We start from the raw sequence: 15,074 nt of genomic DNA, 5'->3' as shown, positions 1-15,074 counted from the left end.
GCCATGAAGAAAAAAATAATGATTGGCGTGGCTTCCCTGCTGGTGTTGGCCCTGCTGGTATGGGCCTTTATGCCACGTCCCGCAGAGGTCGAAATTGCCAGCGTGACCCAAGGTCGGTTTGAGCGCACGGTGCAGGAAGATGGCAAGACGCGCTTGCGCGACCGCTATGTTGTCTCGACACCGCTGATGGGTCGCGTGGCACGCATTGATTTGAAGCAGGGAGATTCGGTTGAAATGGACGCTGCCGTGGCCACGCTGTGGCCGGTTTCCCCCTCGCTGCTGGATGAACGCTCTCGCGCCGAGCAAATGGCACGCACCGGGGCCATGCAGGCCGCCGTGGCCAAAACACAAGCCAATATGGAACGCGCTAAAGCAGCGCTTGAGCAGGCCAGCACCGAACTCAAACGCAGTGAGACGCTTGCCACCCAGGGATTTGTTTCACCGACCCAGAATGAGACGGGGCGGTTAAATGTCCGTCTGCGCGAGAAAGAGCTGGAAAGTGCACGACATGAAGAGGCTGCAGCTCGCTATGAACTGGAACAATCGCGCATAGCGTTGAGGCAGTTTGCCCAATCCACGCTATCCACGCCAGAGACTCAGAAGCGGGCTTTTGTGATCAAGTCGCCCGTGTCCGGCAAAGTGCTCAAAGTGGTGACGCAGAGTGAAGGCATCGTGATGGCAGGCACGCCGCTGCTGGAACTGGGCGATCCGACCCAGCTTGAAGTGGTGGTGGATATCCTGACCGAAGATGCCGCGCAGATCAAACCCGGCAGCGTGGTGCAACTCTCCAACTGGGGCGGGCCCGACGTACTGCGGGGGCAAGTCAGACTGATCGAACCCGCGGCATTCACCAAGGTATCCGCTTTGGGGGTGGAGGAGCAACGTGTGAATACGATCATTGACATCACCTCCACACCGGAAAAATGGCCAACCCTGGGCGATGGCTTCAAGGTTGATGTACGGGTGCTGGTCCAGGTGATGGAGAACGCGGTCAAGGTTCCAGTCAGTGCATTGTTTCCGCTGGGGGCACGATCAGCACTCTTTGTGCTGGACAAGGGCCGTGCACGGCTGACAGAAATTGAAGTGACCGCCCGCAATGGGGTTGAGGCCTGGGTCAAGTCAGGCCTGACGCCCGGTATGCAAGTGATTGTCTACCCAGACACCAAATTAAGAAACGGCGACAGAGTCAAGGCACGCTGAACCCAACTCCGTTCAATTGCTCGTCAGGGCGTCACGCACCACGGTGCGGCGTCATGGGCAAAAGCCATCCATAACGCCCAACTGGAACTGGCCGCCAGTGCCAGCCCTGCCAGACGTATACCCCAGTCCCCAGTGCCTTTTCCTTTCAAACGCAGCCAAAGCCAGGGGCCAGCCATCATGGAAACACTGGTGCCCAAGGCAAACAAGGCCATGACGGCCGCGCCTTCAAGTGCACTGCCTGTCAAGGCTGCAACCAGCAAGGCTGAGTAAAGCAAGCCGCAGGGCAAAAAAGTCCAAAGCACCCCAATCACAAGCGGAGCCCCCCTGCCCCGCCCCTGTGCCAATGAGCGCGCGCCTGACCAGATTTTTCTACCCGCCTGCTCCAGCCAGACCGGTTGCTGTGCCTGCCATAGCAACAGCAGGCCAAGCACCAAAGTTGCCACATGAAAAAGCGTCCATACCGGGCGCAGTGCGGCCGATTGAACCGTCAGCCAGCCCAAACCCTGCATAGAGGCCGCGGCCACAGAGCCCAGCGCGGAGTAACCCAATACCCGCCCCGCTTGAAAACTCCACATGGCTACATTTTTGCGTGGGCCTGCGGCTTGCCCAATGCCGGCACAGGCCGCGCCACACATGGCAATGCAATGGGGGCCGCCGGCCAAGCCCATTAACAATGCCGTCACAGCCAGAGATGTTTGCATCTATAAAGTCTAGATGATCTTGGAAAACCGGGCGCGCGTACGGTCGGTCTGTAAATAACGATCAAACACCATGGCGACAGCGCGTACAAAATACCAGCCCATGGGGGTGACCTGAATGCCGCTATCGTCCAGCGTGACCAGTCCCTGCTCAACCAGCTTTTGCAACGCCTCAAGTTCAGAAGCAAAGTAACAGTGAAACTCCACCAGGTAAGCCAACTCGATGGATTCAAACAGCACTTCCCCCTGGCACATCAGAGACATGATGACGGCACGACGAACCAAGTCGTCACGTGAAAGCGCAAGTCCGCGCACCACGGGGAAATGCCCCTGATCCAGATAGTCGTAATACTCCTCCAACGTCTTGGCGTTCTGGCTGTAAGTTGCCCCAATGCGGCCAATGGACGATACGCCAAGACCGATCAGATCACAATCTGGCTGGGTGCTGTAACCCTGAAAATTACGATGCAAGCGGCCCTGCCGCTTGGCAATTGCCAATGCATCCGTGGGCAGCGCAAAGTGATCCATCCCCACGTAAACATAACCAGCGCCAATAAAAGCAGATAGAGAACGCGAGAGCATGGCGACCTTGGCGGCAGCACTGGGTAGCTCTACTGTGGCGATCCTGCGCTGTGGCTTGAAACGCTCAGGCAAATGAGCGTAGGCATACAAGGCAAGGCGATCAGGCCGCAACTCAATCACCTGGGCCAGTGTGCGATCGAACGACTCGGGGCTTTGCTGCGGCAAACCGTAAATCAGATCCACGTTGATGGAATCGAAACCACGCTGGCGCGCCGCCTCGACCAAAGCAAAAACCTGCTCAGCAGGCTGAACACGATGCACTGCTTTTTGTACTGCAGGATCAAAATCCTGCACACCAAAGCTCAACCGGTTGAATCCAAGTTCTGCCAGCGTATCCAGCCGCGAGACGTCAATGGTGCGCGGATCAACCTCAATGGAGTATTCGCCGCCGGGGGCAAAGACAAAGTTGCGACGCAACATACCCATCAATTCACGCAGTTCGTCGTCCGACAGAAATGTGGGCGTGCCACCGCCCAGATGCAATTGCGTTACGATTTGCCCGACACCCAAATGCTCGGTGTGCAAATCCACCTCTCGACTCAGGTAGCGCAGATAGGGCGTTGCACGATCGTGGTGCTTGGTGATGATTTTGTTGCAGGCGCAGTAGTAGCAAAGCGATTCGCAAAAAGGGATGTGAACATACAGGGATAGCGGTAACGCCAAGGCGGCAGCCCCGGTGCGCCGCAGCTTCAGTGCCTGGGTGTAGTCATCCGCTGAAAAAGCCTCGACAAATCGGTCCGCCGTAGGGTACGAGGTGTAACGAGGCCCGGACACGTCAAACCGACGTATCAGGTCTTCAATAACAGGTTCGGCAACATTCATGAATAGTCCTTGGCAAGCTGACCGAATATGCCTTAAAAGCTAAAATTCATTCTTGATCTCAATCAAAAGTCACGGCAATTCGAATTGTGTAAATCTGACCCGTATCAGGACTGTCACTAAATTAGTGACAAAATGAAAAACATGAATCCTCAAACCATCAAAGTCGCCTGTTCCAACTGTAATTTGCGGGAGCTATGCATGCCCATGGGCTTGACAGCGGCGGAACTGGACCTCATTGACGATATGGTGGCGGCCAGGCGCAAGATCAAACGTGGCACAACGCTCTTTAGAAACGGTGAGAAATTCACCAGCTTGTATGCCATTCGCACCGGTTTTTTCAAGACTCGCGTGGCGTCGGAGGATGGTCGGGATCAGGTCACAGGATTTCAGATGGCTGGTGAAGTCATCGGTCTGGATGGAATCGTGAATGACCATCACACCTGCGACGCAGTCGCACTGGAAGATGCAGAGGTCTGTGTGATGCCATTTGACCGGATTGAAGAGTTATCACGAGAAGTGAATGCCTTACAGCGTCACGTTCACAAAATCATGAGTCGCGAGATTGTGCGGGAACACGGCGTGATGCTCCTGCTCGGAAGCATGCGTGCAGAAGAACGTCTTGCTACTTTTCTGCTGAACTTGGTTCAACGATTGCATGCACGAGGATTCTCTCAGTCGGAGTTAGTACTTCGAATGACCCGGGAAGAAATTGGCAGCTTTTTGGGATTGAAACTGGAAACGGTCAGTCGGACATTTTCAAGATTTGTTGAAGAAGGCATCGTAGAAGTCAAGCAACGGCATGTCCGCATTATCAACACGGACATGCTCAAGGACATCGTCAACCCCAAAGCCTGCAACTAAGCTCAGCAGAATGCCCTAACAAGGGTCCTGCTTGCTACAGCCCTCAGGACGATCACCGACAGGCATTGGACAGCGGTTTACCTCAAATGGAGACTTCGCCAGCAAAGTAGTCAAGCCGCTGGACACCATGGTGATACCCCAAAACACAAAAAAAGCCACGGTGTAAACACCCTGTCGTGAGAGACCCATGGGCTGACCAAACCAGTGCAGGTCTTGCGGATCAACCAGCGCAAACACCAGAAACTCCAGAACACAGGCCACCATGAAAGCGGGCCAGGCAATCCACATGATTCGTTGTGACAACATAATTGATGCCCTTAAGTTAAGGTCAGTCAGATCAAGGCTTATTAACTGCTTTTGCGGTTGGTTGCACACCGGTCGCTGCGTGGTTGCGGGCTTGTAATGCAGGCGCCAGACTGGCGGCATTGGCAGCATCCAATGTTTGGTTTATATCAATCCCTTTTTGATAATAGTCTTCGGAAACTACCGGATCAGGCCTCGTCACGGCAAGATACAGCGTTATAAAACTAGCAACAACGACGATAGCAGGACCGCCGAATACCATCCAGACATGTCCAAACTTCCACCAGGGAGCGCCTGAATCAACAGTATCTTTCTGCATAACCAATCCTTATCTAGGAACCAAGAAAACCGATTTTTCCGTCAAGTGACCGGACGAGTCCAGCGCGTCAATCTGAAACTGCATCGCATGCGAACCCGGTGCCGCCACATCCGCCGGTGCCTGCACCCGCACCGGCACCACCCGTGCCTCGGTCGAGGCGACCATCACCACGTCTTCCGACGCCACCACCAGGCCCGGCAGGCCGGTCACGGTGATTTTGTAGCGTTGCGGCGCCTCGGTGGCGTTCATCACCTGCAGACGGTACACGTTCTCGATCTTGCCACCGGCCACTTCGCGCGCCATGACGCCGCGGTCGCGCACCACATTCACCTTGAATGGTGTACGCAGCGTCAGGCTGACCAGCATGGCCATGACGATGGTAGCCAGAATGGCGGTGTACACCAAGACCCGCGGCCGCAGCACATGACGAAAGGTCTGCGCCTGGGTCCAGTGCTGCTGCATGGCGTTCTCGGTGGTGTACTTGATCAGGCCGCGGGCGTAGCCCATTTTGTCCATCACCGTGTCGCAGACGTCGACGCAGGCGCCGCAACCAATGCACTCGTACTGCAGGCCTTTGCGGATGTCAATGCCGGTGGGGCAGACCTGGACGCACAGACTGCAGTCGACGCAGGCGCCCAGATTCAGCGTGGTGATATCGGCCTTGCGGGAGCGGGCACCGCGGGGCTCGCCGCGCTCCTCGTCATAGGTGACGATCAGGGTGTCTTTGTCAAACATGGCGCTTTGAAAGCGCGCATACGGGCACATGTGTTTGCAGACCTGCTCGCGCATGAAGCCGGCGTTGCCGTAGGTGGCAAAGCCGTAGAAGAAGGTCCAGAACACTTCCCACGAGCTCATGCTCATCTGCAGGAACTCCAGGCCCAGGTCTTTGATCGGGGTGAAGTAGCCGACAAAGGTGAAGCCGGTCCACAGCGCCACCGCCAGCCAGACCAGGTGTTTGGCGGTTTTGCGCCAGACTTTGTCGAGCGACAGCGGCTTGGCGTCGCGGCGCATGCGGGCCGAGCGGTCGCCTTCAAACTTCTTTTCGATCCAGAGGAAGATTTCGGTGTAGACCGTTTGCGGACAGGCGTAGCCGCACCACAGGCGGCCGGCCACGGCGGTGAACAGAAACAGCGAGAGCGCGGAGATGACCAGAATGCCGGTCAGGTAGATGAAGTCCTGCGGGTACAGCACCAGGCCAAAGATGTAGAAGCGCCGGCTGCCCAGATCAAACAAGATGGCTTGCCGTTGGCCCCATTCGAGCCAGGGCAAGCCATAAAACACCAGCTGGGTCAGGAACACCATGCCCCAGCGCCAGTTGGAGAACAGGCCCGAGACGCTGCGCGGGTAGATTTTTTCGTGCGATGCGTAGAGTGAAATCAACACTTCCTCCGCCGCTTGCGGCGGAACCGGTGGCTCATACCCCTCATCTGGGACGATGGGTATGATTTTTCGCGCCCCCGGTGCCTTGCTGTTCAAGTGAATTCCTTGTGAGAATTTGATTTACAAACGATCAGCCGCTAACTTACTTGGCGGTAGCGCCACTCTTATTAGAGAGACCCCACACATAAGATGCCAACACGTGAATCTGAGACTCAGTCAGCTTGTCAGCCTGAGCTGGCATCTGGTTGACCTTGCCATTGTTAACCATGGCAAGAATAGCCGCCTCGCCATAACCGTGCAACCAGATATCATCCGTCAGGTTAGGTGCGCCCAACGCCTGATTACCCTTGCCATCCATGCCGTGACAAGCTGCGCATGCCGTAAACTTTGATTTACCAAGCGATGCTTGAACGGAATCATGAGGACTGCCAGACAGACTCAAAACATACTGAGCAACATTCTTGACATCATCCGCATTACCCACTGCCGCAGCCATGGGCGGCATCATGCCATTACGGCCGTTGGTTATGTTTGCTTTGATGATCTCTGGAGTGCCACCACCCAACCAATCATTGTCAGTTAAGTTGGGGAATCCCTTGTTGCCCCGGGCATCGGAGCCATGGCACTGAGCGCAGTTGTTCATGAACAACCGCTCGCCAATGGCCATAGCCTGCGGATCTTGAGCAACATCTTCAGGCTTCATAGCCGCAAACTTGGCATACAGGGGTGCAACCTCTGCATTGCCCTTGTCAACTTCGGCCTGGTGTTGACCAGTAGATGTCCAACCCAATTTACCAGGGTAAGTTCCCAGCCCAGGGTACAGGCTAAGGTAAATAAAGGCAAAAACGATGGTAATGACAAACAACCAAGCCCACCAACGTGGCAAAGGGTTGTTCATCTCACGCAAATCGCCATCCCACACATGTCCGGTTGTATTGTCACTGACCGTCATAGCCTTTGCCTTGCCACTAAACCAAAGCAGCAGCAGACAGGCCAGAATACTGACTACAGTGATTCCGGTGACGTACAACGACCAGAAGTTACTTTTAAAGTCGCTCATTTATTTTCCTTTTAATGCGGTTCTTCAGTCTTGTTCAAAAGGCAGGTTGGCGGCTTCTTCGAAATCGGCAGCATTTCGGCGGGAATAGGCCCACACAATGATTCCGATGAACGTGATGAAGCTGGCCACCGTAGCCATAGAACGAAGGGTGTTGATATCGAGTTCCATATAAGACGTCTCCCGCTTACTTGACCAAGGTTCCCAAAACCTGCAAATATGCAATAACCGCTTCTATTTCTTTCTTGCCCTTGATCTCTTCCGTAGACTTGGCAATCTGCTCATCGGTATAAGGCACGCCAACAATCCGCAAAGCCTTCATGTGAGCTGGCATAGATTCAGCGTCCACGTTGTCTTTGAGAAGCCAGGGATAAGCAGGCATGTTGGATTCAGGCACCACATCACGCGGATTATTCAAGTGGTCACGATGCCACTGGTCGCTGTACTTGCCACCGACACGGTGAAGATCAGGACCGGTGCGCTTGCTACCCCACTGAAACGGGTGGTCGTACACGAATTCACCCGCTACAGAATAGTGTCCATAACGCAGCGTCTCAGCGCGGAACGGACGAATCATCTGCGAGTGGCAGTTGTAGCAACCCTCACGGGTATAGATGTCACGTCCAGCCAACTGAAGCGCGGTGTAAGGCATAAGACCCTTAACCGGCTCCGTGGTGGACTTTTGGAAGAACAGGGGAACAATTTCCACCAATCCACCCACCAGCAACACCACAAGGATCAATACGATCATCAGGAAATTGTTGGTTTCGATTTTTTCATGCGACAGACCGCCGCTTGCATTGTTATTTGCCATGGTATTTTCTTTCTCAGGCGTGGGCAATGGCGACTGGAGCCAAAATGGTCACGGTGACAGAGCGGCCGCTGGTCGCTGTCTTCAATGTATTCCAGAGCATGATCAACATACCGGTGAGATACAAAAGACCACCCAACAAACGCAACACATAGAACGGGAAAGTCGCTTTAACGGACTCCACAAAAGTGTAGGTCAAGGTACCGTCTGTGTTGATTGCTCTCCACATCAGGCCCTGCATCACACCGGCAATCCACATGGATGCGATGTAAATAACGATACCAATCGTGGCAGTCCAGAAGTGAACTTCAATTGCCTTGACGCTGTACATCTGCTTCTGACCAAACAGGCGCGGAATCAAATAATACATGCTGCCCATGGTCACAAGACCAACCCAACCCAGGGCGCCGGAATGCACATGGCCCACAGTCCAGTCGGTGTAATGAGACAGTGCATTGACCGTCTTGATTGACATCATCGGACCTTCAAAGGTAGACATGCCGTAGAACGAGAGCGACACAATCAGGAAACGCAGGATGGGATCATCACGCAGTTTGTGCCAAGCACCGGACAACGTCATGATGCCGTTGATCATGCCGCCCCAGCTGGGAGCCAGCAAAATCAGCGAGAACACCATGCCTACAGATTGCGTCCAGTCAGGCAGCGCGGTGTAATGCAGATGGTGAGGACCCGCCCACATGTAGGTGAAGATCAACGCCCAGAAGTGAACGATAGACAGGCGATAAGAGTACACCGGCCGTTCGGCTTGCTTGGGAATGAAGTAATACATCATGCCCAAGAAACCGGCTGTCAGGAAGAAACCAACAGCATTGTGGCCATACCACCACTGAACCATGGCATCCTGCACACCTGCATAAGCAGAGTAAGACTTCATGTAACCAGCAGGAATGGCAGCACTGTTAACCAAGTGCAACAAAGCTACGGCAATGATGAAAGCACCAAAAAACCAGTTAGCCACATAAATATGGCGAACTTTTCGGGTGCCGATAGTGCCGAAGAACACGATCGCAAATGACACCCAGACCAGGGTGATCAAAATGTCGATGGGCCACTCGAGCTCAGCGTATTCTTTGCCTTCGGTGAAACCCAATGGCAGAGAAATGGCTGCAGCAACGATGACCAGCTGCCAGCCCCAAAATGTAAATGCGGCCAGCTTGTCGCCGAACAGTCGCACATGACAAGTGCGTTGCGCTACGTAATAGGCGCTGGCAAACAAGCCACAGCCACCAAACGCAAAAATCACCGCATTGGTGTGCAGCGGACGCAACCGTCCGTAAGTCAACCATGGAATGCCTAAATTAAGCTCAGGCCACGTCAACTGGGCGGCGATGATCACGCCGACCAGCATGCCAACCACGCCCCAGACGACGGTCATGATGGCAAACTGCCTAACAACTTTATCGTTGTAGGTAGTTGCTAGCGAATTAGGAAATATCATTTTCACCTCTTCTCAGTTAGTTTGGAGCGAGTTTCCCATGGCAAACCCGGATACCTTTTGACACACATCAACCCTTGAAAGGAATTCTTATGAATCCTTAAGAATTCGCTCACCTTCAGACTCGATATCTTCGAATTGACCACGGTAAATGGCCCACCACAGTCCGCCAAGAATGAAAAACACAAGAATGACCGACAGTGGAATCAACAAATAAAGAATATCCATCAAACTTTCTCCTGTGATTTGCCACTGTTCGACAGCCGCAAGGCATTCAGAACGACCAATAATGAGCTAAGAGCCATGCCAAGACCCGCCAGCCAGGCCGGAAGCAACCCGGCAATGGCCAGAGGTACGCACACTGCGTTATAAATTGCTGCCCACCATAGATTTTGCCGCACAACACGAAGGGTTTTCCGGGCCATGCTTAATGTTTTCACGACAGCAGTGAGTTGATCACCCAACACCAAGAAATCTGCCTGCGCCTGCGCCAATGGCACGGCTTTACCGAAAGCAAATGACACATGGGCACCGGCCAGCACCGGGCCGTCGTTAAGCCCGTCACCCACCACGGCGACCTTGCGGCCGTTCTGCTGGGCATTGCGCAAAAAATCCAGCTTGTCTTGAGGCGAGCAATTTCCTTGAAATTCGGTGATACCCACCTGCGCTGCGACACGCGCCGCTGCCTTCGCACTGTCGCCAGACAACAGGTGCACCGCAATACCTTCACGTTGAAGTGCCGCCACCGTGTCCATCGCATCCGGTCGTACATCCTCCAGAAGTGCGAACGTGGCCAACCAGCCACGCTCGTCACTTAAATAAGCCTGCAACGAATCCGTCCGGTTTGATTCAACGCCGCAAAAAGCGGCGGAACCAAGCCGTAAATCAGTCGATGTCAAAAAAGGATCCCCCGACCAGACCCGACCGGATACCCCGCCTCCTGCGACCTCCTGTACGGCGTCCGCCTTCCAAGTCGAGGCAGTTCCTGCCGCAGCAAGCAGCGCCCGCGATACCGGGTGAAGCGAGTGTTGTGCCAACGCAGCGGCCATCGCCAGAACTTGTGCAGCGGTGAAGTCCTCTCGCACTTGGGTCGATCCCAGCACCATGGCGTCTCGTGTCAAGGTTCCCGTTTTATCAAACATCACCGTGTCAATTGAAGCCATGGCTTCAAAGGCTTCCAGCTGACGCACCAGAACCCCCTTGCGCGCCAAGGCTCCTGCCGCGGCCAGCATGGCAGCTGGCGTTGCCAGAGACAAAGCACAGGGACAGGTCACGACCAGCACCGCCACTGCGACCATCAGCGCATGTTCGGGGTCCCGTGCCCACCAAAAAGCACAAGCCAAACCGGCCGCCAACAGGACCGCAATCAGGAACGGCTTGGCAATCCGATCCGCCAAGCGGGCCAACGTTGGCTTGGTCGTTGAGGCGCTTTCCATCAGTGCCACAATTTGGGCGAAGCGGGTTTGATCGCCCGTTCGCTCGACACGAGCCTGAATCACTGATGAAAGGTTATGGCTGCCAGCAATCACTTTGCCGCCAACACCACGCGATACCGGCCGCGACTCGCCGGTGAGCAGCGCCTCATCGACCATCGTGTCGCCTTGCAGCACCACCGCATCAGCGGGGAATGTCTCACCGGGCAAGATGCGAATGACATCTCCGGGCATCAATCGGCGTACCGGCACCAGTTCATAGGTACCGTCTTCGCGCAGACGCGCCACACTGTCGGGCAGCCGGTTCATCAGCGCTTCCAGTGCCCCAGCCGTTCGGTCACGCAAGCGCAACTCCAGCCAGCGCCCCGACAGCAGGAAGAAAACAAACATGGTGAGCGAGTCGAAATACACCTCGCGCCCAAAAATCCCCTGCGGATCAAAAGTGCCCGCGGTACTGACCACAAACGTAATCAGCATCCCCAAAGCCACCGGCAAATCCATGCTCACGCGGCGCTGCACAATGTCACGCAATGCATTGCTAAAAAACGGTCCGCATGAGAACAGGACAACGGGCAGGGTCAACACCCAAGAGGCCCAACGCAACAACTGCTCCATCTCGGCCGTCAAATCCCCGGGTTTTGCAACGTAGGCCGGATAGGCGTACATCATCACTTGCATCATGCAAAGCCCTGCGACCAGCATGCGCCATAGCGCCTTGCGCGCTTCGCTCTTGCGGCGTTCACGGGCAAAGGCATCGTTGGCGGGCACGGCACGGTACCCGGCAGTTTGAATAGCACGCATCCAGTCGGATGGCCGGGCCACATCAGAAGACCAGAGCACGCGCGCACGGTGACTGCCGGCACCCACTTCGGCTTTGAGCACGCCGGGCACTTTCAGCAACACATCCTCAATAGTCAAGGCACAGGCTGCGCAATGCATGCCTTCGATCATGAGGTTGGACTCCCAGCAATCAACATTGCGGGGGTCAGGACGACTAAAGACGGACCACTCTTGTTGGTCGTCCAATAGATGCAAGACGTCCGAATCCGAACCTGCAGCAGGCGACTCCATTTTTCCTTTGCTGCTTACGTCAAAAAAATGGTTTTGAGCCGAAACTGAAGCGGCAGAACGATCGTTGGTCATTAGGTTTTGGGGGTGCCCGTCAAGCAGCGCAGTTTACTTGACGAAAATCAGGACGACAAAGGGTGACCAGAGTAAGCTTGCCACTTACCTCAAATCAGGAGCTATTCATGTACCAACGAATTCTTGTCGCCACCGATGGCTCTACCTTGTCAAAAAAAGCGGTCACCAGCGCCATTGCGCTGGCAGCGCTGGCAAACGCAGAGTTGGTGGCTTTAAAAGTAGTTCCGCGTTACCCGCAAAGCTATTTTGAGGGCGGCTTGGCCTTGCAAGCGGCAGAGGTCAGCCGGGTAGAGAAGCAATGGGCCGAGGATGGGCAAGCCATCGTTGATGCAGTTCAGAAGGCCGCGCTGGCAAAAGGTGTCAAGACCAAGGCCATCACGGTCAAGTCCGACCTGGTGTCGGATGCTGTCATCGCTGCCGCAAAAAAACACAAATGCGATTTGATCGTGATGGCGTCCCATGGACGCCGTGGTATCAAACGTTTGCTGCTTGGCAGCGAAACTCAGCAGGTGCTGACGCACTCTCACGTTCCGGTTCTTGTGCTACGTTGAGGCAGACAGCCCCGTAAGGCATGCGTATCAAGCCAAGAATTGGGTAGCAAATTCATGGCTACTCAGCAGCCGTATTGCGCCCGCAAAACATTTTTTTGAACCTTGCCCATGGTGTTGCGCGGCAGGACCTCAACCACAAAACACTGCTTGGGCACCTTGAAATTGGCCAACTTCGATTTCAGGCTGGCGATGATTTGGACGGGGTCGAGTGAGGCCCCTGGCTTGGCAATGACCACGGCAACGCCGATCTCGCCAAAATCCGCATGCGGGATGCCAATCACAGCGCTCTCGATTACACCGGACAACTCGTTGATATAGCCTTCAATTTCGGCCGGATAGACGTTGTAGCCGCCACTGATGATCAGGTCTTTGCTGCGCCCCACGATCGTCACATAACCCAGGGCGTCAATTTTGCCGACATCACCTGTTTTGAAGTAGCCGTCAGCCGTGAATTCTTCGGCCGTTTTTTCGGGCATGCGCCAGTAGCCCTGAAACACATTGGGCCCCTTGACCTGGATGTCACCGATCTCGCCCACGGCCGCGGCCTGTCCGGCTTCATCCTGCACCCGCAGACTCACGCCCGGCAGTGCAAAACCAACCGTGCCACCACGGCGCTCACCGTCGGTCTCGTCATACGGGTTGGAGGTGAGCATGGCGGTCTCGCTCATGCCGTAACGCTCCAGAATGGTGTGCCCGGTTCTCTCTTGCCACTCGGTGAAGGTTTCAATCGACAAGGGGGCCGACCCGGCAATAAAAAGTCGCATGTGGCGAGCTGCCTCAGCGGTCAGGCCCGGCTCGGCCAGCAAACGTACATAAAGCGTGGGCACCCCCATGAACACCGTGGCCTCGGGCAATTTTTTAATCACCAGTTTGGGGTCAAACTTACTCAGCCAGATCATCTTGCTGCCGTTGAGCAGCGCGCCGTGAATGGCCACAAACAAGCCGTGCACATGGAAGATGGGCAAAGCGTGAATCAGCACATCACCGCCCTCCTCGGCGCTGCGCCAGCCCCAGTAGTCTTTCAACACCCGCGCATTGCTCAGCAAATTGCCGTGCGTCAGCATGGCGCCTTTAGAACGGCCAGTGGTGCCGCTGGTATACAAAATGGCGGCCAAGTCATCGGCGTGCCGGACTGCCACCGGATGTTGGTCAGAACAATGCGCGGCGCGGTCCAACAAGGAACCGGTGCGGTCGTCATTGAGGGTGAACACGTGCTGGGTGCCGGCCTTGAAGGCAATCTTGCTGATCCAGCCAAAGTTCTGGCCCGTGCACACCACCACGGCCGGCTCGGCATTGCCGATGAAATACTCGATCTCGGCACTTTGATAGGCCGTGTTGAGCGGCAAGAACACATAACCGGCACGCAAAGTCGCCAGGTACAGCACCATCGCTTCAACCGACTTGTCGACCTGCACGGCAATACGGGAACCGTCAGGCAGCCCCAGTGAATCCAGCAGATTCGCCATCATGGCGGTGGCGCGTTCCAGGTCGCGCCAGGAATAAGTCAGGCCGTTATCCGTCTCGACAGCAACCTCGTCCAGCAGGAGGGGGAAAGCCGCGCGAAGTGCCGCAAATAGGTTGTCATTACTCGGAGATGTGATGTTCTGCATGCGCGAATCAAAGTGGAAATACGATGTGAGTCAATGGCCACAGAGGCTCAAAATGCCGGTTTTCTTTTTTCCAGAAAGGCCTGGATACCTTCCCGGTGCTCGGCGCTGTCCGCGTAGGCATAGGACTCATCAACCTTATTTGCTATTGAATTAATAGCTGAATGCGCAGTATTGACGGGGGCTAGAGGGCTAATTAATGCACGAAAGGTCTGTTTGTTGAGTCTTGCCGCCTGAGGCGCCAAGCTCGCAATATGCAGCGCCGTGGTTTGCACCTCCGCCGCCAGTTGCTCATCGACCAGCACCCGACTGAGAAAGCCAGCGGCCTTCATGTCGGTCGCGCTGAAAATCGCCGCTTCCAGCAACATTTGGCGCGCAATACCCAGACCCGCTTCACGCGCCACCAAGGCCGCCTCGCGCGGGGCCATGGGGAAACCCAGCCGGGCAATGGGCGCACCAAATCGGGCGGACACGCTTGCCAGGCGGATATCACAACAACTGGAGATTTCAACGCCAGCCCCCATGCAGTTGCCTTCAATTTGCGCCACGATGGGAACATCGCAGTCCAGCATGGCCTGCAGACCGCCCCAGACATCGTTTTCATGAAAGTCGCGCAGGCTGGACTCCTGAAACCGGAAGTCCGCATATTCTGAAATATCGCCGCCCGAACAGAAGTGACCGTTCTCTCCGGAAATCACCACGCAGCGCACGTCCGTGCTGTTTTGTACGCTCTCAAAAACATAGCGAAGTTCGCGCCACATGGCACGCGACATGGCGTTGAAGCGGGGTGGGTAGCTGATGGTGACCCGCGCCACGCCCGCCTGCTGCTCAAATTGAACAGATCCACGCAT

The 15,074-nt window shown here is 55.4% G+C and carries 16 protein-coding genes; 3 read left to right on the top strand and 13 right to left on the bottom strand.

The genetic code is table 11. The features are described 5' to 3' along the window. The first annotated feature begins 3 nt into the window (after nt 1-3). Nucleotides 4-1,200, top strand: coding sequence for an HlyD family efflux transporter periplasmic adaptor subunit (locus HHJ17_RS17820; RefSeq protein WP_296501885.1), 1,197 nt, complete (start codon nt 4-6; stop codon nt 1,198-1,200). Between the two features lie 23 nt (nt 1,201-1,223). Here HHJ17_RS17820 and HHJ17_RS17815 read toward each other — a convergent pair whose 3' ends face one another. Together HHJ17_RS17815 and hemN are read right to left on the bottom strand one after the other, a co-directional pair. Continuing rightward, nucleotides 1,224-1,901: a sulfite exporter TauE/SafE family protein gene (locus HHJ17_RS17815; RefSeq protein ID WP_296501884.1), complete on the bottom strand. Its 678-nt coding sequence runs from the start codon at nt 1,899-1,901 to the stop codon at nt 1,224-1,226. Nucleotides 1,902-1,910: 9 nt separating this feature from the next. Continuing rightward, nucleotides 1,911-3,302, bottom strand: coding sequence for an oxygen-independent coproporphyrinogen III oxidase (gene hemN, locus HHJ17_RS17810; RefSeq protein WP_296501883.1), 1,392 nt, complete (start codon nt 3,300-3,302; stop codon nt 1,911-1,913). A 141-nt stretch (nt 3,303-3,443) separates the two neighbouring features. Here hemN and fnr point away from each other — a divergent pair, with 141 nt between their 5' ends. Further along, the gene (gene fnr / locus HHJ17_RS17805) at nt 3,444-4,163 is read left to right on the top strand and encodes a fumarate/nitrate reduction transcriptional regulator Fnr (RefSeq protein WP_296501882.1); all 720 of its coding nucleotides are present in this window, start codon (nt 3,444-3,446) and stop codon (nt 4,161-4,163) included. A gap of 15 nt (nt 4,164-4,178) precedes the next feature. On the opposite strand, the gene HHJ17_RS17800 is transcribed toward fnr, so the two are convergent. From HHJ17_RS17800 to HHJ17_RS17760, 9 genes are all read right to left on the bottom strand, one after another. Next, entirely contained in the window at nt 4,179-4,469 is a 291-nt protein-coding gene (locus HHJ17_RS17800) for a hypothetical protein (protein ID WP_296501881.1), read from the bottom strand. A 31-nt stretch (nt 4,470-4,500) separates the two neighbouring features. Further along, nucleotides 4,501-4,785, bottom strand: coding sequence for a FixH family protein (locus HHJ17_RS17795; RefSeq protein ID WP_296501880.1), 285 nt, complete (start codon nt 4,783-4,785; stop codon nt 4,501-4,503). Between the two features lie 9 nt (nt 4,786-4,794). Then, on the bottom strand, nt 4,795-6,222 hold the full coding sequence (gene ccoG / locus HHJ17_RS17790; RefSeq protein WP_296502015.1) for a cytochrome c oxidase accessory protein CcoG: 1,428 nt from the start codon (nt 6,220-6,222) through the stop codon (nt 4,795-4,797). Nucleotides 6,223-6,307: 85 nt separating this feature from the next. Further along, on the bottom strand, nt 6,308-7,225 hold the full coding sequence (gene ccoP, locus HHJ17_RS17785) for a cytochrome-c oxidase, cbb3-type subunit III (protein WP_296506714.1): 918 nt from the start codon (nt 7,223-7,225) through the stop codon (nt 6,308-6,310). A 24-nt stretch (nt 7,226-7,249) separates the two neighbouring features. After that, nucleotides 7,250-7,393, bottom strand: a complete 144-nt coding sequence (locus HHJ17_RS17780; RefSeq protein ID WP_296501878.1) for a cbb3-type cytochrome c oxidase subunit 3 — start codon at nt 7,391-7,393, stop codon at nt 7,250-7,252. Nucleotides 7,394-7,409: 16 nt separating this feature from the next. Further along, nucleotides 7,410-8,036: a cytochrome-c oxidase, cbb3-type subunit II gene (gene ccoO / locus HHJ17_RS17775; RefSeq protein WP_296501877.1), complete on the bottom strand. Its 627-nt coding sequence runs from the start codon at nt 8,034-8,036 to the stop codon at nt 7,410-7,412. Nucleotides 8,037-8,049: 13 nt separating this feature from the next. Next, entirely contained in the window at nt 8,050-9,492 is a 1,443-nt protein-coding gene (ccoN, locus tag HHJ17_RS17770) for a cytochrome-c oxidase, cbb3-type subunit I (protein WP_296501876.1), read from the bottom strand. 87 nt (nt 9,493-9,579) lie between these two features. Continuing rightward, complete coding sequence (gene ccoS, locus HHJ17_RS17765; protein WP_296501875.1) at nt 9,580-9,717, bottom strand: cbb3-type cytochrome oxidase assembly protein CcoS; 138 nt, start codon at nt 9,715-9,717, stop codon at nt 9,580-9,582. Further along, the gene (locus HHJ17_RS17760) at nt 9,717-11,993 is read right to left on the bottom strand and encodes a cation-translocating P-type ATPase (RefSeq protein WP_296501874.1); all 2,277 of its coding nucleotides are present in this window, start codon (nt 11,991-11,993) and stop codon (nt 9,717-9,719) included. The genes ccoS and HHJ17_RS17760 overlap by 1 nt, the downstream gene beginning before the upstream one ends. A gap of 179 nt (nt 11,994-12,172) precedes the next feature. On the opposite strand from HHJ17_RS17760, the gene HHJ17_RS17755 reads away from it, so the two are divergent. After that, nucleotides 12,173-12,616, top strand: coding sequence for a universal stress protein (locus HHJ17_RS17755; protein WP_296501873.1), 444 nt, complete (start codon nt 12,173-12,175; stop codon nt 12,614-12,616). 62 nt (nt 12,617-12,678) lie between these two features. Here HHJ17_RS17755 and HHJ17_RS17750 read toward each other — a convergent pair whose 3' ends face one another. Both HHJ17_RS17750 and HHJ17_RS17745 read right to left on the bottom strand, forming a co-directional pair. Next, complete coding sequence (locus HHJ17_RS17750; RefSeq protein WP_296506712.1) at nt 12,679-14,226, bottom strand: malonyl-CoA synthase; 1,548 nt, start codon at nt 14,224-14,226, stop codon at nt 12,679-12,681. Between the two features lie 47 nt (nt 14,227-14,273). Beyond that, nucleotides 14,274-15,074 carry an enoyl-CoA hydratase/isomerase family protein gene (locus HHJ17_RS17745; protein ID WP_296501871.1) on the bottom strand — a complete coding sequence of 267 codons (801 nt, stop codon included), beginning with the start codon at nt 15,072-15,074 and terminating at the stop codon, nt 14,274-14,276.

The organism is Rhodoferax sp., from assembly GCF_012927445.1.
GTDB lineage: Bacteria > Pseudomonadota > Gammaproteobacteria > Burkholderiales > Burkholderiaceae_C > Rhodoferax.
The sequence above is the reverse complement of the archived record's forward strand: the minus strand, read 5'-3'. Positions and strand labels throughout refer to the sequence as shown.